Annotated in this window: 14 protein-coding genes; 2 read left to right on the top strand and 12 right to left on the bottom strand. The window is 62.2% G+C overall.

What is annotated here, in order from left to right:
• The first annotated feature begins 117 nt into the window (after positions 1-117).
• Entirely contained in the window at positions 118-603 is a 486-nt protein-coding gene (locus ACZ3GY_RS00345; RefSeq protein ID WP_463563434.1) for a hypothetical protein, read from the top strand.
• A gap of 28 nt (positions 604-631) precedes the next feature.
• Here the strand turns inward: ACZ3GY_RS00345 and ACZ3GY_RS00340 are convergent, their stop codons facing one another.
• The 4 genes from ACZ3GY_RS00340 to nirA form a co-directional block, all read right to left on the bottom strand.
• Positions 632-1,390, bottom strand: a complete 759-nt coding sequence (locus ACZ3GY_RS00340; protein WP_463563433.1) for a substrate-binding periplasmic protein — start codon at positions 1,388-1,390, stop codon at positions 632-634.
• A 472-nt stretch (positions 1,391-1,862) separates the two neighbouring features.
• Positions 1,863-3,818, bottom strand: coding sequence for a cytochrome o ubiquinol oxidase subunit I (gene cyoB / locus ACZ3GY_RS00335; RefSeq protein WP_465908537.1), 1,956 nt, complete (start codon positions 3,816-3,818; stop codon positions 1,863-1,865).
• A 52-nt stretch (positions 3,819-3,870) separates the two neighbouring features.
• Positions 3,871-4,386 (bottom strand): DUF934 domain-containing protein, encoded by a 516-nt coding sequence (locus ACZ3GY_RS00330; RefSeq protein WP_465908536.1) that lies wholly within the window; start codon positions 4,384-4,386, stop codon positions 3,871-3,873.
• Positions 4,383-6,053, bottom strand: coding sequence for a nitrite reductase NirA (gene nirA / locus ACZ3GY_RS00325; RefSeq protein WP_465908535.1), 1,671 nt, complete (start codon positions 6,051-6,053; stop codon positions 4,383-4,385). Before nirA ends, ACZ3GY_RS00330 begins: the two co-directional genes overlap by 4 nt.
• A 283-nt stretch (positions 6,054-6,336) precedes the next feature.
• On the opposite strand from nirA, the gene mapR reads away from it, so the two are divergent.
• Complete coding sequence (gene mapR, locus ACZ3GY_RS00320; RefSeq protein ID WP_463563429.1) at positions 6,337-7,746, top strand: GntR family transcriptional regulator MpaR; 1,410 nt, start codon at positions 6,337-6,339, stop codon at positions 7,744-7,746.
• Positions 7,747-7,813: 67 nt separating this feature from the next.
• Here the strand turns inward: mapR and ACZ3GY_RS00315 are convergent, their stop codons facing one another.
• The 8 genes from ACZ3GY_RS00315 to ACZ3GY_RS00280 form a co-directional block, all read right to left on the bottom strand.
• Positions 7,814-8,572 carry a type IV pili methyl-accepting chemotaxis transducer N-terminal domain-containing protein gene (locus ACZ3GY_RS00315; RefSeq protein ID WP_463563428.1) on the bottom strand — a complete coding sequence of 253 codons (759 nt, stop codon included), beginning with the start codon at positions 8,570-8,572 and terminating at the stop codon, positions 7,814-7,816.
• A gap of 274 nt (positions 8,573-8,846) precedes the next feature.
• Entirely contained in the window at positions 8,847-11,321 is a 2,475-nt protein-coding gene (locus ACZ3GY_RS00310; protein ID WP_465908533.1) for a sensor domain-containing protein, read from the bottom strand.
• A gap of 418 nt (positions 11,322-11,739) precedes the next feature.
• Positions 11,740-12,498 carry a TerC family protein gene (locus tag ACZ3GY_RS00305; protein WP_465908532.1) on the bottom strand — a complete coding sequence of 253 codons (759 nt, stop codon included), beginning with the start codon at positions 12,496-12,498 and terminating at the stop codon, positions 11,740-11,742.
• A 235-nt stretch (positions 12,499-12,733) separates the two neighbouring features.
• The gene (locus ACZ3GY_RS00300; RefSeq protein ID WP_465908531.1) at positions 12,734-14,491 is read right to left on the bottom strand and encodes a bifunctional protein-serine/threonine kinase/phosphatase; all 1,758 of its coding nucleotides are present in this window, start codon (positions 14,489-14,491) and stop codon (positions 12,734-12,736) included.
• A gap of 9 nt (positions 14,492-14,500) precedes the next feature.
• A complete protein-coding gene (locus tag ACZ3GY_RS00295; RefSeq protein WP_465908530.1) occupies positions 14,501-15,313 on the bottom strand; it encodes a formate/nitrite transporter family protein in 813 nt (270 codons plus the stop codon).
• 103 nt (positions 15,314-15,416) lie between these two features.
• Positions 15,417-15,797, bottom strand: coding sequence for a nitrite reductase small subunit NirD (nirD, locus tag ACZ3GY_RS00290; RefSeq protein ID WP_465908528.1), 381 nt, complete (start codon positions 15,795-15,797; stop codon positions 15,417-15,419).
• Positions 15,797-18,355, bottom strand: a complete 2,559-nt coding sequence (gene nirB / locus ACZ3GY_RS00285; RefSeq protein ID WP_465908527.1) for a nitrite reductase large subunit NirB — start codon at positions 18,353-18,355, stop codon at positions 15,797-15,799. Before nirB ends, nirD begins: the two co-directional genes overlap by 1 nt.
• A 443-nt stretch (positions 18,356-18,798) precedes the next feature.
• Positions 18,799-19,686 (bottom strand): PA4780 family RIO1-like protein kinase, encoded by an 888-nt coding sequence (locus ACZ3GY_RS00280; protein ID WP_225835773.1) that lies wholly within the window; start codon positions 19,684-19,686, stop codon positions 18,799-18,801.
• Positions 19,687-19,732 lie beyond the last annotated feature (46 nt).

Here is a 19,732-nt window from a genome sequence, read left to right as displayed (position 1 = left end):
CTCATGCATCCGCCTGGACTGCCGGAAAGAATAAAGAACATGTTTTCTCGACTCCCCCGCAAGCGAGCGATACGACGCCAGCGCTTCGCCTCAGCTCTCGCCACTCAGGAAACCACGATGAACAAATCACAGCGCGGATCTGGCCATGTGTTCAGCCTGATTGTTCTCGCGCTCATTGCGTGGGGCAGTTACGTCACCTTCTACGTGCCATACGAACACCAGAAATCGATGGACGAATTTCGTGGCAAGCCACCTGCGGTGAGCCAGGCGAAGATTGAAATTGTCGACGCCTATAAGGCGAAGCCAACCCCCGTGCAATTGCCTCGCGGGCTATACACAGGCACAACGGAGCAAGACGGCTACCCGATGACGGTTAGCTTCGATTTCGCCGACAACCAGGTCATCACCAAGCAGGCCCACATCAAGAACTATACGTTCACAGGCTCCGCCAGCTATGACTTCTCGGGTTCGGTGATGACCTTTCGCAACGTCAAGGGCGACGCCGTGCTGTTTGCAGAGCCAGGTGAACCGATCAAGGTGATCAGCTCAAGCGAAATCCATGTGCCTGGTCCGGGTACGACGCTGGTGTTGACGCACAAGTGAGCGAGAAATCAGCGCGACGCTCGGGTGATCAATCACTACCTGCCCGGTCATTTTGCTCGTATCGCTGCTGAATGCGCTTGAGCTCGCCGGAATCACGCAGTTGCTCCAAGGCATTGGCCCAGGCAGAGACCAGCTCATCGTCGCTGTCGCGGCTAAAGGCGATGTAGAGCGAGGCGCGATAGATCTCGAGCGGTATCTGCCGAAGCGTGCCTGGCGCGATACCCAATTGGCGACTGTAGTAAGCCACTCCCGCATCGGTGTCACCGATAATGATATTCGTGCGCCCGGCGAGCAGCATGCGGTAGAGCTGCAGGCTGCCGGTTGCGCTTCTTTCGAGGTTGCGAAAACCTAGCGACTGCAGGGTGTCAGGAACCAGGCCGGCATGCCGCGTAGTAATCTGCGGTGCGCGCAACAACTGCTCCAGGGAGCTGACTGGCTGTGCTGTATGCGTCAATTGGTAAGGGTGGATGGACTCTTCTGCTATCGGCCCAACCCATTTGTACAGTGGCTCTCGCTCTGGTGTGCGGAACATGGAGTACATGATGGTTTTGGGCTGGTTCTTTAATACGTGGCTGGCTCGCATACTGGGCAGCACGACTACCTCGAACTCATCCCCGGTCAGCGCCATGATGGCCCGAACGATATCCGTGGCCATGCCGGCGAGCTGATTGTCTTCCTGATAGTTATAGGGCGCCCACTCCTCAGTAACGACCTGATAGGGCTCGGCCTTGGCAAAAGAGCCAAACAGCAGACAGAGTAGCGCGGCAGAAAATGTCAGAGGCTTCACGTTTCACGTCTGCTCAATGGATACCGACCCAGGGCAATGCAAGCCTAGCCGTTAAAACGCATTTTATGCCTGCAGTGTGATTCAGCGTCTGTTGAGAAACGGCTTTCAAGGCTATTACCGTTTTAGCATAGCCATATCTTCAAACTACCCATTACCGACCACTTCCAATACTTGCTGGAAAATTGTGCGCCGCGGCAACGCTTACCGCCAGGGTCGTCGGTACAACGATACTGAATGACACGTTGGCAACGACTACCGCCTCGCACAAGGCGCCTACGCCACCGTCGACCTGATCGCCGTCGACCCGGTAAGCAGAAGCTGGATCCCCAGCTCATTGCCAGCAACCCTTCGAGCGCAAGCACCACGCGTCTATCACCAACAACGTAGGGTGGCGCCAATAATTGAAAAGGGGACAGATTCAGCATCTGTCCCCTTTTTGCATTGCTTGTCAGTTCTCCATGCTAATGGAGCGTCAGCCCCGCCCGGCCGCCTCGATCCGCGCGATCTCATCGGGTTGCACGTAGTAGTCGGTGTCTTCGTCGTAGCTGCGCACGATGAAGCAGGCGATGCTGGCGACGAAGGTCACGCCCACCAGCCACCAGATATGCCAGATCAGGGCGAAGCACATCAGGGTCATGAACGCAGCGGCGACCAGGCCGATGCCGGTGTTGCGCGGCATGTGGATGGGCCGGAAGATGGTCGGCGCGGGCTTGAGGCCCTCGCGTTTCATCTCGTGGAACTCGTCGATGCGGTCGCCACGCGGGGTGACCGCGAAGTTGTAGAACGGCGGTGGCGACGCGGTCGACCACTCCAGGGTACGGGCATTCCAGGGGTCGCCGGTGTGGTCGGCCAGTTCCTTGCGCTTGATGATCGACACAGCGAACTGGATCAGCGTGCAAACGATGCCCAGGCCGATCAGCACAGCACCAATCACGGCCACGTTCAGGTAGGGCTCCCACTCCGGGTTGGTGGTGCTGTTGAGGCGCCGGGTCATGCCCATGAAGCCCAGGATGTAGAGCGGCATGAAGGCCAGGTAGAAGCCGGTTAGCCAGAACCAGAAGGATGCCTTGCCCCAGCCCTCATGGAGCCTGAAGCCGAACACTTTCGGGAACCAGAAGGTGATGCCGGCCATGTAGCCGAACACCGCACCGCCGATGATCACGTTATGGAAGTGGGCAACCAGGAACAGGCTGTTGTGCAGCAGGAAGTCGGCGCCCGGCACCGCCAGCAGCACGCCGGTCATACCGCCGATGGAGAAGGTAACGATGAAGCCCAGCGTCCACAAAATCGGCGTGGTGAATTCCAGGCGGCCCCGGTACATGGTGAACAGCCAGGTGAAGATCTTCACCCCGGTCGGGATCGCGATGATCATCGTGGCGATGCCGAAGAAGGCGTTGACGCTGGCCCCCGAGCCCATGGTGAAGAAGTGGTGCAGCCAGACCACGAACGACAGGAAGGTGATGGCGATGGTCGCCCAGACCATCGAGGCATACCCGAACAGGCGCTTGCGGGCGAACACCGCGGTCACTTCGGAAAACACCCCGAAGGCCGGCAGGATGAGGATGTACACCTCCGGGTGGCCCCAGGCCCAGACCAGGTTCACGTACATCATCGGGCTGCCGCCGCCGGTGCTGGTGAACAGGTGGAAGTCCAGATAGCGGTCCAGGGTCAGCATCGCCAGGGCGGCGGTGAGGATCGGGAAGGCGGCGACGATGATCACGCTGGTGCAGAAGATCGTCCAGGTGAAGATCGGCATCTTGAACAGGGTCATGCCCGGCGCACGCATCTTGAGGATGGTGACCAGGAAGTTGACCCCGGTGAGCAGCGTGCCCAGGCCGGAGAGCTGCAGGCTCCAGATGTAGTAATCGACCCCGACGCCAGGGCTGTACTCGATGCCCGAGAGTGGCGGATAGGCCACCCAGCCGGTCATGGCGAATTCACCGACGAACAACGAGATGTTGGTCAGCAGCACGCCGCCGACGAACAGCCAGAAACTCAGGGAGTTGAGCAACGGATAGGCGACGTCACGGGCGCCGATCTGCAGCGGCGTGACGATGTTCATCAGGCCGACCACCAGCGGTGTCGCGACGAAGAAGATCATGATCACGCCATGGGCGGTGAAGATCTGATCGTAGTGATGGGGCGGCAGGTAGCCGCCGTCACCACCGGTGGCCACGGCCAGCTGGGTGCGCATCATGATAGCGTCGGCGAAGCCGCGTAGCAGCATGATCAGGGCGACGAGGATGTACATCACGCCGATCTTCTTGTGGTCGACCGAGGTCAGCCATTCACGCCACAGCCAGCCCCACTTCCTGAAGTAGGTCAGCGCAGCGAACAGGCCCAGGCCGCCGAGCGCCACGGCGATCATGGTGACGACGAGGATGGGCTCGTGCAGGGGTATCGCGTCGAGAGTCAGTTTTCCGAGCATGTGTCGAATCGGCGCCGGCTAGCGGCGCACGGGCTCCTTGGGTCAGTGGGAATCAGGTGGATGAACGACGACGAAACAGCGGCCTTGGCTCGATGGCCGAGCGGCCGTACTGCACGCTCATGCCGGCTAGGCCCTTTAGGGCGTCGTGCACGGATTTGTCTTCACGCACGGCGAAGCTGTCGAAGCCGCACTGGCGCATATGGCTGAGCTGGTCACGCAGTACGTCACCGACCGCACGCAACTCGCCGCACCAGCCCAGGCGGGTTCGCAGCAGGTAGGCCTGGCTGTAGCCACGGCCGTCGCGGAAACTGGGGAAGTCGATGGCGATCAGCGGCAGCACGGCGAGCCAGGGCTGCAGCTCAACGGGGTCGTCATCGGGGCTCAGGCACAGGCCATCGCGGCTGGCCTCGACTCCCTGCAGCACGGCCTCGCTCTGCCGTTCGCGCCAGCGCGCAAGGGGCAGGATCAGCGGGTTTTCTGCGGGCCCATCGTCTTCGCGCAGAAGCATCCAGGGATCGTCGGTGACGACCTGTGCCGCACCATCGCGCAGGGTGATCAGGTTGTTCATGCCGGCTCCCCCGCCTTGCGGTAGACCCGTGCCTTGAAGGGCTCGATGCCGACACGCTGCACGGTATCGATGAAGCGCTCGTCGCCTTCGCGCTGCTCATCGAAGGTCTCGACCAGGCGCTCGATCACATCCGGCACTTCAGCGGCGCTGAACGACGGGCCGATCACCTTGCCCAGCGCACTGGCCTTGCCCTGGGCGCCGCCGATGGTCACCTGGTACCACTCGCTGCCGTTCTTATCGACGCCGAGGATGCCGATATTGCCAATGTGGTGATGGCCGCAGGCATTCATGCAACCGGAGATGTTCAGGCTGATGTCGCCAAGGGCGTGCAGTGCTTCTGCATCCTCGAAACGCTGCTGGATGGCCTGGGCGATGGGAATCGACTTGGCGTTGGCCAGGGCGCAGTAGTCACCACCGGGGCACGCGATCACATCGGTGAGCAAGCCGATATTGGCGCTGCCCAGGCCAATGCTCACGGCACGCTGCCAGAGCGCGTGCAGGTCGGCCTTGCGCACGTCGGGCAGCACCAGGTTCTGTTCGTGGGCCACGCGGATTTCACCGAAGCCGTAGCGCTCGGCCAGCTCGGCAACGGCGTCCATCTGCCCGGAGGTCACGTCGCCTGGCGGCAGGCTGGCACCCGGCTTGGTGGACAGCACCACACTCGCATAGCCAGGCACCTTGTGGGGCTGCACGTTACGCGACACCCAGCGGGCGAAGGCGGCATCAGCGGCCAGGGCGGTGCCGAAGTCCAGGTCGGCATGGGGCAGCACGGCATAGGCCGGCGGCGCGAAGGCCGCGGCGACGCGCTGGTACTCGTCGTCCGTCAGCTCGGCAGGGCCGTCCTTGATGCACTGCCATTCGGCTTCGACTTCCCTGGCGAAGGCTTCGATGCCCAGCGCCTTGACCAGAATCTTGATGCGCGCCTTGTACTTGTTGTCGCGCCGACCATGGCGGTTGTACACGCGCAGGATCGCCTCGACGTAGGACAAGAGATGCCGCCACGGCAGGCCGTCGCGAATCACCTGGCTGAGGATCGGCGTGCGCCCCAGGCCGCCGCCGACCATCACCCGCGCCAGCAGCTCACCAGCGGCATCGCGATACAGGTACAGGCCGACGTCGTGCATGGGTACTGCGGCGCGATCCTGTTCGGCCGCACACAGGGCGATCTTGAACTTGCGCGGCAGGAACAGAAATTCCGGGTTGACCGTCGACCACTGACGGAGGATCTCGGCCAGCGGGCGCGGGTCGAGCAACTCGTCGGCCGCCACCCCGGCGAAGGCTTCGGTGGTGATGTTGCGCACGCAGTTGCCCGAAGTCTGGATGGCGTGCATCTCGACCTCGGCGAGGCGCTCGAGAATGTCCGGCACCTGCTCCAGCTCGATCCAATTGAACTGAATGTTCTGCCGCGTGGTGAAGTGCCCATAGTCGCGGTCGTAATCCCGCGCGATGGTCGCCAGGGTGCGCAGTTGCCGCGCCGACAGGGTGCCGTAAGGAATTGCCACGCGCAGCATGTAAGCGTGCTTCTGCATGTACAGACCGTTCTGCAGGCGCAGCGGCAGGAACTCCTCTTCGCTGAGCTCGCCGCTGATGCGCCGCTGCACCTGATCGCGGAACTGCGCAACGCGCTCGCGCACCAGCGCGCGGTCGTACTCGTCGTAGTGATACATGCAAGGCCCTCATTGCCGCCACACACGGCATACAGGCCAGCACTATGGACAAGAGGGAAATTTCGAAACAGACGCAGATAAAACTGAAAAAACCATATCAGAAGCAGAACCTGCTACCTTTTCCTGCTTGAAAATCCCATATGGCAGAGGCCCTCTAGCTCTGATCCGTATTTTATCTATATTCCTGAATCTGTTACCAAATTAGTCCACAGGCCATTATCGCGACCACACCTTAGCGAGCAGCGGCGCTCTGCCCTCCTCCCAACCGCCAAGTCAGGACAGCATGAAACGCTACGAAAAATTCGCCGATGAAATAGCCGGGCTGATCCGCACCGGCGTGCTCGCGCCTGGCGAAAAGGTGCCCTCGGTGCGCCACGCCAGCCGTACCTACGGGGTAAGCCCCTCGACCGTGTTCCAGGCCTATTACCTGCTCGAAGACCGCGGGCTGATCTACGCCCGCGCGCGCTCCGGTTACTTCGTCCGCGAACACGCCCAGCGCCCGCTGCACGAGCCGGAAGTACGCGCGGGCACGGCGCAGACCACCGATGTTGATGTCAGCGAACTGGTGTTCTCGGTGCTCGGCTCACTGAAAGACCCCCATACCGTGCCCTTCGGCTCGGCCTTCCCCAGCCCGGATCTGTTCCCGCTGCCGCGCCTGGCCCGCTCCATGGCGCAGAGCGTGCGCGACATGCCCAGCCACGCGGTGATCGCCGACATGACCGAAGGTAACCCGGACCTGCGCCGACAGATCGCCCTGCGCTACATGGTCAGCGGCGTGCGCCTGCCGCTGGAGGAGCTGGTGATCACCACCGGCGCCATGGAGGCGCTCAACCTGTGCCTGCAATCGGTGACCGAGCCGGGCGACCTGGTGGCCATCGAGAGCCCGGCGTTCTATGCCACCCTGCAGGTGCTGGAGCGACTCAAGCTCAAGGCGGTGGAAATCCCCGTGCACCCGCGTGAAGGCATCGATCTGGACAGCCTGACGAGCAGCCTGGAGCAATTGCCGATCAAAGCCTGCTGGTTCATGAGCAGCCTGCAGAACCCCCTCGGCGCGAGCATGAGCGACGACAAGAAACGCGGCCTCTACCACCTGCTGCAACGCCATCAGGTGCCGCTGATCGAAGACGATGTATACGCCGAGCTGTACTACGGCACCCAACCGCCCAAGCCGGTAAAGAGCTTTGACCGCGAAGGCCTGGTGATGCACTGCGGCTCGTTTTCCAAGTGTCTGGCGCCGGGTTATCGGGTCGGCTGGGTCGCCGGTGGCCGCTACGCCCAGCGCATCGCCCGGCTCAAGCTGATGACCACCATCTCACCATCGGTACCTGCCCAGGCGGCCCTCGCCGACTACCTGCAGCACGGCGGCTACGACCGCCACCTGCGCAAGCTGCGCCATCAACTGGAAACCCAGCAGGCATCGATGCTGGCCTCGGCAGCGCGGCACTTTCCAGCGGACACGCGAGTCACCCGCCCGAGCGGTGGCTATTTTCTCTGGTTCGAATTCGCCAAACGGGTGGATGCGTTGCAGCTGTTCCGCCTGGCGCTGGCCCAGGGCATCAGCCTGGCACCGGGGCCGATCTTCTCGGCAACCCGCGGCTTCGGCCATTGCGCAAGGCTCAACCACGGCCACCCCTGGAGCACGCAGAGTGAGCAGGCCATGGCGACGCTGGGGCGAATCATCGATTCGTTCTGAGGGTGTGGCGAGCGCGGCGGGGTGAGGCGCAACGGTGCTCATCCCGGGCGGGATGAGCACCACAGCATCAGAGCTGGTCGCCCTGCAGGCCGGCGTAGAGGCGGGTCATTTCGTTCAATTGGCGGAACATCGACTCGGCGTTCACGGCGACGATGGTCGGCACGAAATCCTTGGAGGCGAAAGCCTTGGTCGCGAACTGCCAGCGCGCGTCGGTCTTGCGCAGCGCTACCGCGATCTCTTCGTTCGGCGCACCAGCGGCCTGCAGCTCCTTCATGATGCTGTCGAACTCCTTCACCGAGGCGTCGAAGTTGGCATCCAGGTTGGGCGCCTGCACGCCCCAGGCACGGGCCATGTAGAACATCGCGGTGCGCTGGGTGAGCACGCGGTTCCAGCCACTGCGGTTGATCGAGTGCGAAGCGGCGTCGCCGTTGTGCTTCTCGAACAGATCCGTGACGTGCTGAGTCTGCTTCACCAGTTCCTCGGCTTTGGCCAGTATCGCAGGCGCTTGTGCCTTGTCTGGCGTCGCGCTGACCATCGCTCGATAAGTACCCCAGATGACCTCGACCTGGCCCAGTGCAGCGCGGATTTCGTCGTTAGTGGGGTGGGCCTTGAGCTTGGCGTGATGATCCTCGAACCGCGCGATGCTGGTGTTGAGTTGTTTGGTGGCGTCATCGACCTTAACGTCGGAGCCGATCATCAGGTAATCCTTGGCCATGATCTGGCCCAGGCTGCGCTGCAGGCCAGCCATGTTCATTGCCTCCAGAGGCTTCATTTCAGCCCAGCTGGCGAAGCTGATCAGGCTAAGGCTCAGCAGGAGCGTTCCCATGCAACGTTTAATCAACTCGGTATCCTCATGCGCGCTAAGGGACGATCCAGCGATGCAAACACCCCACTGGAGAGCGGGGCAAGCGGCGATAGTCGACCTGAGTGAATACTGGAGCGCGGAGACAACCAAGGTTGCCAGTATTCCGACGCCAGCGATTGTTAAATTCTAATCCATACGCCCGTCGTTGACGTGTCGCTGGTACGCGATACATCACCATCCGGCGGGCGAACATGGAGATTGGTGACGCCCGTCACACTGGTCGGCTCCCACCAGCCTACTCCAGTACCTCGATACGCTCACTAGCCGGTTGGGGGCGGCCGAACAGATAACCTTGAAAGTGCGAGCAACCTTCAGCCTTTAGCTGTTCGAACTGTGCGTCAGTTTCCACACCTTCGGCAGTGGTTTTGATCAGCAGGCTACTACTCATCCCGGTGATGGCCCGCACGATCGACAGTGCCTCACGGCTTTCACCCATATCCTGAACGAAGGATTTGTCGATCTTGATCCGATCAAACGAGAAGGAGCGCAGGTAGCCCAGAGAAGAATAACCGGTACCGAAGTCGTCCAGGGCGATGCTCACGCCAAGGGCCTTGAGCGCTTTAAGGGTATCGATGTTGCTCTCGCTGTTTTCCAGCAACACCGATTCGGTGATTTCCAGCTCCAGGCGCTCGGGCTCCAGACCCGAGTCGGCCAGGGCCAGGCCAACTATTTTCACCAGGTCGCTGTTCTTGAACTGCACCGGCGACAGGTTGACCGCCACCGTCTGCTTGCCCGGCCAGCTTGCTGCTTCCTGACAGGCGAGGTTGAGCGCACGGGCGCCCACGTCGTGGATCAGCCCGGTTTCCTCGGCGATGGGAATGAAGTCCAGCGGCATGACCAGACCACTGCTCGGGTGATGCCAACGCATCAGCGCTTCGTAACCGGAAATCTGATTGCTGCCCTTGTCGATGATCGGCTGGTAATACAACTGCAGTTGCCCAAGGTGCAGCGCCGTGCGCAGATCCATTTCCATGGTTCGGCGCCGACGCGCCGCAGCGTCCAGCTCCAGGTGGAAGTACTCGTAGCGGTTGCGACCATTGCGCTTGGCTTCGTACAACGCCATGTCGGCGTAGCGCATCAGTTGATCGGCCTGCTGGTGATCATCCGGGGAGATGGCAATGCCGATGCTCACGCCGACCGAGAAGCTGTGGCCGTCGATCAGGAATACCGGCGCCACGGCGGCGATCAGCCGGTTGGCGGTACGCTGCGCATCCTCGGCGCTTTCCAAGCCGTTGAGCACCACCGCGAACTCGTCACCGCCTAGCCGCGCCAGGGTGTCGCGGTCGCGCAACACGCTTTTGAGGCGCTGGCCCAGAGAACGCAACAGGCGGTCACCAAAGGCGTGACCAAGGGCGTCGTTGATGTTCTTGAAGTTGTCCAGATCCAGGCAGAGAACGGCGGTCAGTTGCCCCTTCTCCTCCCCCTCACGCAGCGCTTCATGGAGCCGTTCACCGAACAGCGTACGGTTGGGCAGCCCGGTCAGGGCATCGTGATGGGCCATGTGGTGGATCTGTGCGTGGGCGGCGAGTTCGTCGGTGACATCCTCGGCGATCAGCAGCACGTAGCTGGTCTGGTACTCGATGCTGCTGCTCAGTAGCACGCGGGTGCGCAACATGCGCTGGCCCATCTGCGTATCCAGGCAATCTTCGGATAGATGAAGGGCATCGGTACGAATGCAGTGCTCCGTCTGCTGCCCGATGTAGTCGACGATGGCGGGCGCCAGGCACTGGTCAGCACGGCGACCGAGCATGTCCTTGGTGCTGCAGCCAAACAGCTTCTCTGCCTGTGGGTTGGCCAGCAGGATCTGCCGGCTAGTGGTGTCCTGGACGATGACGCTGGCCGGGATATTGGAAATTACCGAGTCGAGGAAGCGCGACAGCGAGGCCATTTCCTCGCTGTAGTTTTCCGCCAGTTCCTTGGCCTTGAGCAGCTCCAGCTCATTCTGCCGGCGCTCGGTGATGTCGCGGGTAATCTTGGCGAAGCCGATCAGTTGGCCGTCTTCATCGTGGATCGCATCGATCACCACATGAGTCCAGAATGGCGAACCGTCTTTGCGCAGGCGCACACCTTCAGCCTCGAAACGACCTTCGCTACGGGCAGTTTCCAGGCCTCTGGCGGGCAAACCGGCGTCGCGATCTTCCGGGGTGTAGAACACCGAGAAGTGCTGGCCGACGATTTCCTCGGCCTTGTAGCCCTTGGCCCGCTCGGCGCCGGCATTCCAGTTTTCCACGTGCCCCTGGGGGTCGAGCATGTAGATCGCATAATCGGTCACCCCCTGCACCAGCAGGCGGAAGCGCCGCTCCTGTTCGCGCTGCTCGATCTGCAACTGACGCTGCTCGGTGCAATCGCGAGTGATCTTGGCGAAGCCGATCAGTTGGCCATCGTCATCGCGAACAGCATCGATCACCACGTGAGCCCAGAATTCGCTACCGTCCTTGCGCAGGCGCCAGCCCTGAGCCTCGAAGCGCCCCGTATCACGGGCCTCCTGCAGGCCGCGATCAGGTACGCCGGCGGCACGTTCCTGCTCGCTGTAGAACACCGAGAAATGCTGACCGACGATCTCCGCTGCCAGGTAACCCTTGGCGCGCTGGGCGCCAGCGTTCCAGTTGGTCACCACACCCTCGGGGCTGAGCATGTAGATGGCGTAATCCACCACGCTCTGCACCAGCAGGCGATACATCACGTCGGCATTGGGGTTTGTGAGGAGCATGGCAGCAGTCCTGGGAAATCCTTGAAAAGCGCAACCCACGGCGTTCTCTCAGCCAGATGGAGCGTGCGCGAAAAGTCGTTCGAGCAACGAAGGAACCATCACTCCAGCTCGTTCGAAAGCCGCCACACGGTACCGATGGATGATTCGCTCACAGGCAAATTTGCCTCGGCATTTCCCGGTTCAGGGAATGACAATGAGTGTATCGGCAGGAGCGGATGGGGTATGAGCCGACTGTTTACCTGGCTCGAAAGGGCACGCAAGCTCGTCCACTCACTGGGCGTGGGGAGATTTTGCCGTGCAAGATGGCACTCTGCCAGCAAAATATGACTGAACGGTCAGTCTTTGCCGAGAATGAAGTAGCAGGGAGGTGCAGCATGCAGCCACCTCCCCCTGCTGCGGCAGGGGGAGGCGTACCGGTTCAAGGCGCCTTGTTGGCCTCGGCAGCCGCTTTACGCTTGGCCCGGCGGGAGAACATGTTGAGGCCTTCGATGATGGCGGAGAACGCCATAGCCGCGTAGATGTAGCCCTTCGGCACGTGGGCACCGAAACCTTCGGCGATCAGCGTCATGCCGATCATGATGAGGAAGCCTAGGGCCAGCATCACCACGGTTGGGTTGGCGGCGATGAAGCGCGCCAACGGGTTGGCCGCGACCAGCATCACGGTAACGGCTGCCACCACAGCGATGACCATGATCGGCACGTGCGGGGTCATGCCCACGGCGGTGATGATGCTATCGACCGAGAACACCAGGTCGAGCAGCAGGATCTGCACGATGGCGGCGCCAAAACCCAGGCTGGCGGCCCGGCCGACGAACATGTCGCCTTCCGGCTCCGGATCCATGGAGTGATGAATTTCCTTGGTCGCCTTCCAGAGCAGGAACAGACCACCGGCGATGAGGATGATGTCCTTCCAGGAGAACGCCTGGCCGAACAGCTCGATCACCGGCTCGACCAACTGGACGATCCACGCCACGGTGCCGAGCAGGCCCAGACGCAGTACCAGCGCCGCACCAATACCCAGGCGCCGCGCTTTGTCACGCTGATGCTCGGGCAGTTTGTTGGTGAGGATGGAAATGAAGATCAGGTTGTCGATGCCGAGTACCACTTCCATTACCACCAGAGTGGCAAGGGCGACCCAGGCAGTTGGGTCGCTAGCTAGTTGCAGGAGATAGTCCACGATCACGCACTTTATGGCTGAACAGAGCGCGCATTCTGTCCTGTTGCCGGAAGAACAAATATGACAATTTGCGACAAATCATTTCATTAGATTACCTCGCCACCAGCGCCCCGAAAGCGTGCACTGGCGGGGCCTCCACGGCTTTCACAGGGTGGTGGATACGAAGCGGCCAGGCAAGACCATGAGCGGTAGTGACGGCCATCGGAAATACCGCCTAGTAGCGCTACCTTTTCAACTACTGGCGCGCCAGCAATGCCACCACCGTCAGCGCCAGCAGCAGGCAACTGACCTGCCAGAACAACAGCGGGTTGCGCTCCAGCAGCGGCACCCGGCCACGGCGCAGCAGGGCCTGGCCGGGGTGGCGCAAGGCATGGGCAAATTCGTCAGGGTCGTCATAGCGCTTCAGCGGATCCGGGTGACAGGCCTTGCGCAGCACATCATCGAGCCACAGCGGCAGCTCGCGCTCTGGCTGGCCGAGCAGGGTGTAGCGCAGCCGCGCCTGGGCCGTGCGGGTTCGTGCCCGTGCCATGCCCGCTCCGTAAGGCAGCCGGCCAGTGAGCATCTGGTAGGCAATCACCGCCAGAGAGAACACGTCCGAGCGCACCGTACCCGGCTCGCCGAGCCAGTATTCCGGGGCACTGTATTGCGCGGTGCCGAGTATCGGGTCGTCCGTCTGGCGGCTGTCGATCTCCTGCAGGCCCGCCACGCGGGTGGCGCCGAAGTCGATGATCTTCACCGTACCGGTGGCATCGATCATCAGGTTGGCGGGGCGCAGATCCTGATGCAGCATTTCCAGGCGGTGGAAGGCACGCAGGCCACGGGCGACCTGCTCGACGATGCTGCGTACGGTCTCCAGATCCGGGCGCGGGTGATCGATCATCCACTGGGCCAGGGTCTGGCCTTCGATGAATTCGCTGACGCCGTACAGGAAGTTGCGCTTGCGGGTCGGCGCACAGGCTTTGAGTACGTGGGGGCTGTCGACGCGCCGGGCGATCCACTCCTCCATGAGAAAGCGCTCTAGGTAGCCGGCATCGTGCTGCAGATCCAGCGAAGGCGTCTTGATCACCACGGTAGCGCCGCTGTCTTCATCGGTGGCCAGGTACACGTGGCTGCGGGCGCTAGCGTGCAGCGGACGGACGATGCGGTAACCGTCGAACTGCATGCGCGCTTCCAGAATCGGCGGGCACGGCAGCTCGCCGAGCTTGTGCTGCAACTCGTCGGCCTCGGCGCGCGGCAGGCTGTCGACGCGTACCAGTTGCAGGGTCAGGTTGTCGTCGCTGCCATTGGCCAGCGCCTGATCGACGATACGCTGGGCAGCCAGTTGCAGGTCGTCGGCGTGCTCGGCGATGCAATCGGTCATGAACCGCGAATCGACGAATTCGTAGACGCCGTCTGTGGCCAACAGGAACAGGTCGCCGCTCTCGATCGCCAGCGCTTGGTAGTCGATCTCCAACTGCGGCTGGATGCCCAGAGCACGGCTCAGGTAGCTCTTTTCCTGGCCGACCCAGACGCGGTGATCCCGGGTCAGCGGCTCCAGAGAGCCGTCGCGCAGGCGGTAAATGCGTGTGTCGCCCACATGGAACAGGTGCGCGGTGGTCGACTTCAGCACCAAGGCGCTGAAGGTGCATACGTAGCCGCGATCCATGTCGTAGCGATGCTGGCCGCGCCGCGTCTGGGCGTGCAGCCAGGCATTGGTGGCGCTGAGTACACGGGTGACCGAGGTCTTCACGGACCAGGCTTCGCTGGTACTGAAATAGTCGGAGAGGAACGCCGCCACCGCCGTTTCACTGGCGATGTGGCTGACGTCACTGCTGCTGATGCCGTCAGCCAGGGCGATGGCGATGCCCTTGCTGCTCAGTTGCGGCTCATGGGGCACGCAGAGGCCATGAAAGTCCTGATTGCGTACCTTGCGGCCCTTGTCCGAGCACTGGCCGATGCTGACCTGCAGTTGGCTCTTCCTGCCCGTCCAGAGGTTTTCAGCAGCAGCGGCCATTGACGGTACTCAGTTGTAAGTGCGTTTGGGTGCGGTCTTGATGTGCGTGGTGTAGAGGGTCAGGCCGGTGAAGGCCAAGCCGCCAACCAGGTTGCCCAGCGCGGTGGGAATTTCGTTCCAGATCATGTAGTCCATCACCGAGAAATCGCCGCCCATGATCATCCCGAAGGGGAACAGAAACATGTTCACCACCGAGTGTTCGAAGCCCATGTAGAAGAACAGCATGACCGGCATCCACATGGCGATGGTCTTGCCGCTGACGGTGGTGGAGATCATCGCGCCGACCACGCCCATGGACACCATCCAGTTGCACAGCATGCCGCGCAGGAAAATGGTCAGCCAGCCGGCCGTGCCGAACTCGGCGTAGCCCAGAGTGCGCGACTCGCCGATGTGCGAAATCTTCTCGCCGATCTCACCCGCGCTGGTCGAGAAGCCATAGGTGAAGACGAAAGCCATCATCACGGCGACTGTCAGTGCCCCGGCGAAGTTGCCAGTGAACACCAGCCCCCAGTTGCGCAGCACGCCACCGACGGTGACCCCCGGACGCTTGTCGAGCAGTGCCAGCGGAGCGAGGACGAATACCCCGGTGAGCAGGTCGAAGCCCATCAGGTACAGCATGATGAAACCGACCGGGAAGAACGCTGCGCCAAGCAGCGGCGAACCAGTCTGGACGGTGATGGTGATGGCGAACACCGCCGCCAGGGCCAGAATCGCACCGGCCATAAAGGCGCGGATCAGGGTATCGCGGGTCGACATGAAGATCTTCGACTCGCCGGCATCCACCATCTTTGTGACGAATTCGGCGGGAACCAGGTAGGACATGGAGATGCTCTCTTTTCAGGTATGCAAACAGGAATGAGGTGTCGGGTGGGCCGGGACGCCTGACTGGCGCTCTTCTCGGCCTCCGCAGTAAGTCGTCGCGCGATCAGCCCGCCAGGCCGATTTCCACGGTGTCGCCATTGAGCCGCACCGGCCACACGCGCAGGCGCTGCTCCGGGTACTCGAGGCAAGTACCGTCAGCCAGGCGGAAATGCTGTTTGTAGAGTGGCGAGGCGATCACCAGATCACCCTTGATCTGGCCGATCAGGCCGCGGCCGATGACGTTGGCGCCGGATTTCGGATCGCGGTTTTCCACCGCGAACAGCTGCTCACCGGCTTCGCTGTGAGGTAGATGGAACAGGGCGATCTGCGCGCCCTCGAGCCAGGCCACCACGCCCGAATTGGCGACCAGATCCTGGCTGCTGCACAGCGGTTGCCACTCGGTGGCGGGAAGCGATTGGGCACGCACGGCGTTGGACTGGCTCATCAAAGCACCTCCTCGGTAACGGGAATCAGGTGGAGTTCACTGGCGGTCATGGGGCGGCGCTGGCCGCGTTCCTTGACGAAGTGGATGTCCGGGTCGGCGCGCTTGTCGTTGACGAAGGTGCGGAAGCGCTTGAGCTTCTCCGGGTCCTTGAGGGCACCGGCCCATTCGCACTCGTAGCGGTCGACCACCAGTTGCATCTGCGCTTCCAGCTCATTGCCCAGGCCCAGGCTGTCGTCGAGGATCACCGCCTTGAGGTAATCCAGACCGCCTTCCAGCGACTCGCGCCATACCGAGGTGCGCTGCAGCTTGTCGGCGGTGCGCACGTAGAACATCAGCACGCGGTCGATGGTGCGGATCAGCGCTTCGTCATCAAGGTCTGTGGCGAACAGCTCGGCGTGCCGCGGGCGCATGCCGCCGTTGCCGCACACATAGAGGTTCCAGCCCTTGTCGGTGGCGATCACGCCGATGTCCTTGCTCTGCGCTTCGGCACACTCACGGGTACAGCCGCTGACCGCGAACTTGATCTTGTGCGGCGAGCGCAGGCCCTTGTAGCGATCCTCCAGGCGCAGCGCCATGCCGACGCTGTCCTGCACGCCGTAACGGCACCAGGTGCTGCCCACGCAGGACTTCACGGTACGCAGCGACTTGCCGTAGGCATGCCCGGTCTCGAAGCCGGCGGCGATCAGCTCGCTCCAGATTTCCGGCAGTTCGTGCAACTGCGCGCCGAACAGGTCGATACGCTGACCGCCGGTGATCTTGGTGTAGAGGTCATATTTCTTCGCCACGGCGCCGATGGCGATCAGCCCGTCCGGGGTGATCTCGCCGCCAGGAATACGCGGCACCACCGAGTAGGTACCGTTCTTCTGCATGTTGGCCATGAAGGTGTCGTTGGTGTCCTGCAGCGGGATCAGCGACGGGTCGGTGATCGGCTGGTTCCAACACGACGCCAGGATCGAACCGACTGCCGGCTTGCAGATATCGCAGCCGGTGTGGCCGCGGCCGTGCTTGGCCAGCAGCTCCTCGAAACTGAGCACGCCTTCCACCCGGACGATGGCGTACAGCTCCTGACGGGTATGGGCGAAGTGTTCGCAGAGGCTCTTGTCGACCGCCACGCCGCGGGCGCTCAGCTCATGCTCGAAGACTTGTTTGAGCAAGGCGCTGCAACCACCGCAACCGCTACCGGCCTTGGTGATGGCCTTCAGCTCGCCGAGATCGGTGATGCCGGCGTCTACCTGGCAGCACACCGCGCCCTTGCTGACGTTGTGGCAGGAGCAGATGGTCGCGCTATCTGGCAACGCATCGGCGCCCAGGGTCGGCGCGCCGTCGGACAGCGGCAGGATCAGGCTGGACGGATCGGCCGGCAGCTTGATGCCGTTCTGGGCGTACTGCAGCAGGGTGTCGTAATAGCTGTTGTCGCCGACCAGCACGGCGCCGATGACGTGCTGACCATCCGGCGAGACCACCAGGCGGCGGTAGCTGGCATTGGCTTCGTCGATGTAGCGATAGCTCTTGGCGCCCGGCGTAGCGGCGTGGGCATCGCCGATGGAACCGACGTCGACGCCAAGCAGCTTGAGCTTGGTCGACATATCGGCGCCAGTGAACAGTTCGTGCTGCTCGCCGGCCAATTGCGCGGCGACGTTGCGGGCCATCGAATAGCCCGGCGCGACCAGACCGAAGACCATGCCATTCCAGGACGCGCATTCGCCGATGGCGAAAATTGCCGGGTCGCTGGTACGGCAGTCGTTGTCGACCACCACGCCACCGCGGGTCGCGATGTCGAGGCCGGCGGCACGGCCAAGGGCATCCTGCGGACGAATACCGGCGGAAAACACGATCAGGTCGGTTTCCAAGAATTCGCCGTCATTAAATTTCATCCGGTAGGCGTATTCCTCACCGATGACGATCTCCTGGGTAGCACGCGACAGGTGTACGCCAACGCCAAGGGCTTCGATGCGCGCCCGCAGTGCGTCGCCACCGTCGTTATCCAGCTGTACCGGCATCAGGCGCGGTGCGAACTCCACCACGTGGGCTTCCAGACCAAGTGACTTCAGCGCGTTGGCCGCCTCTAAGCCGAGCAGGCCACCGCCGACCACCACACCACGGCGGGCGTTGGTCGCGGCAGCGCGGATGCCGTCAAGGTCGTCCAGAGTGCGGTAGACCAGGCGCGAATTGCCCTCGGCGCCCGGAATCGGCGGCACGAACGGGTAGGAACCGGTGGCCAGCACCAGACGGTCGTAGCCGCGACGGCCCTTGATGGTGACGACTTCGCGGTTCTCGCGGTCGATCTCCAGCACCTGCTCGCCGAGGTGCAGGTGTACGCCATTGCGGGCGTACAGATCAGGCTCGCCCAGGGCCAGGGCTTCGGCATCCTTGCCGGAAAAGTACTCGGACAGGTGCACACGGTCGTAAGCGCGCTGGCTCTCTTCACCATACACGTGCACCTGATAGCGATGCAGGGCACCGCTGGCGATCAACTGCTCCACACAGTGGTGGCCGACCATACCGTTGCCGATGACGATCAGGTTCTCGCGCTTGATCGATGTGACGATGGAATTCATAGCCTGCCCTCTGTCTGCTGCGGTATCACGGTTTTCTGCAACGCAAAAAAAAGACGCCTGGAGCTGTTGTCAGCTTCAGGCGTCTTTGCCTTGGATTCAGTTATGTAGTTTTGGGGGATGGCGGGCCACATTGCCCAGGCTCATCACCGCTGGCAGCCGAAGCGGCCAGGGTGCCTGCACGGTCAGGCAGGTCACAGGGAGTGAATAGCAGGTTGCATGCCAACGTTTCGAGAAACGCTGCAGCTCAGCAATGGCGGGGAATTCAGACAGGGATGAAGACAGCAGACAGTTAAAACAGACACGGGCACAGCGAACCAAAATAGAGCATCACACCCTTTAACTCACCGTTTCAGGGCACGATCACGTAGCAGGACGGGCCGTACGGCGATCCGCTTCAGCGGTAGGGTGGGCTTTAGCCCACCTCCACTAAACTCCGGCCACATTCAGCGCTCCCAGGGCGGAGGCGGCTCGCTGTCCTTGGGCTCGTCCTCGGCGTTGAGCACGGCCTGGCGACGCGCTTCATCGGCCAGAGCGGCCTTGATCTCGCGCAGCACGGCATCGACGTCGGCGTCGTCCTCGGGGTCATCGAATTCACCGGTCAACACGCTATCGGGCGTCAGCTTGCCGTCTTCGTAGAGCGCCCACATTTCCTTGGCGTACTTGGTGAACTTGAGCTCCGGTGCGAACTGGCCGAAATAGGCGGCCATGTTGCCGACGTCACGTTCGAGCATCTTGAAGGCGTGGTTGTTACCCGCCGCATCCACCGCCTGAGGCAGATCGATGATCACCGGGCCTTCAGGGCCGAGCAGCACGTTGAACTCGGACAAGTCACCATGCACCAGGCCGGCGCAGAGCATCTTGACGATTTCGTCGATCATGAACGCGTGGAATTCGCGGGCGTCTTCGGGGTGCAGGTCGACGTCGTTGAGGCGCGGCGCTACGCCACCCTCGCCGTCACCGACCAGCTCCATGAGCAGCACACCTTCGAGAAAGTCATAGGGCTTGGGCACCCGGACGCCGGCGCTGGCCAGGCGAAACAGGGCCGCCACCTCGGCGTTCTGCCAGGCGTCTTCCTGTCCCTTGCGACCATACTTGGAGCCTTTGGCCATAGCCCGTGCATCACGGCTGTTGCGTACCTTGCGCCCTTCCTGATACTCGGCGGCCTGGCGGAAACCACGCTTGTTGGCCTCTTTGTAGACCTTGGCGCAGCGCAGTTCGGTACCGCAACGCACCACATAGACCGCTGCTTCCTTACCGCTCATCAAAGGGCGTATCACCTCGTCCACCAGGCCGTCTTCGACCAGGGGCTCAATGCGTTTTGGCGTCTTCATCAGCTTTTATCAGGGTCCTCAGTGGTCTATGCGGCCCTTTTATACG

Source organism: Pseudomonas sp. PME37.24/006 (assembly GCF_055556635.1).
This window is presented reverse-complemented; position numbering and strand designations above follow the sequence as displayed.

Excerpts from the sequence above, each read along its gene's own strand:
- ACZ3GY_RS00345 (WP_463563434.1), top strand. The coding sequence starts at position 118 with ATGAACAAATCACAGCGCGGATCTGGCCATGTGTTCAGCCTGATTGTT.
- cyoB (WP_465908537.1), bottom strand. The coding sequence starts at position 3,818 with ATGCTCGGAAAACTGACTCTCGACGCGATACCCCTGCACGAGCCCATC.
- ACZ3GY_RS00330 (WP_465908536.1), bottom strand. The coding sequence starts at position 4,386 with ATGAACAACCTGATCACCCTGCGCGATGGTGCGGCACAGGTCGTCACC.
- nirA (WP_465908535.1), bottom strand. The coding sequence starts at position 6,053 with ATGTATCACTACGACGAGTACGACCGCGCGCTGGTGCGCGAGCGCGTT.
- mapR (WP_463563429.1), top strand. The coding sequence starts at position 6,337 with ATGAAACGCTACGAAAAATTCGCCGATGAAATAGCCGGGCTGATCCGC.
- ACZ3GY_RS00315 (WP_463563428.1), bottom strand. The coding sequence starts at position 8,572 with ATGGGAACGCTCCTGCTGAGCCTTAGCCTGATCAGCTTCGCCAGCTGG.
- ACZ3GY_RS00310 (WP_465908533.1), bottom strand. The coding sequence starts at position 11,321 with ATGCTCCTCACAAACCCCAATGCCGACGTGATGTATCGCCTGCTGGTG.
- ACZ3GY_RS00300 (WP_465908531.1), bottom strand. The coding sequence starts at position 14,491 with ATGGCCGCTGCTGCTGAAAACCTCTGGACGGGCAGGAAGAGCCAACTG.
- ACZ3GY_RS00295 (WP_465908530.1), bottom strand. The coding sequence starts at position 15,313 with ATGTCCTACCTGGTTCCCGCCGAATTCGTCACAAAGATGGTGGATGCC.
- nirD (WP_465908528.1), bottom strand. The coding sequence starts at position 15,797 with ATGAGCCAGTCCAACGCCGTGCGTGCCCAATCGCTTCCCGCCACCGAG.
- nirB (WP_465908527.1), bottom strand. The coding sequence starts at position 18,355 with ATGAATTCCATCGTCACATCGATCAAGCGCGAGAACCTGATCGTCATC.
- ACZ3GY_RS00280 (WP_225835773.1), bottom strand. The coding sequence starts at position 19,686 with ATGAAGACGCCAAAACGCATTGAGCCCCTGGTCGAAGACGGCCTGGTG.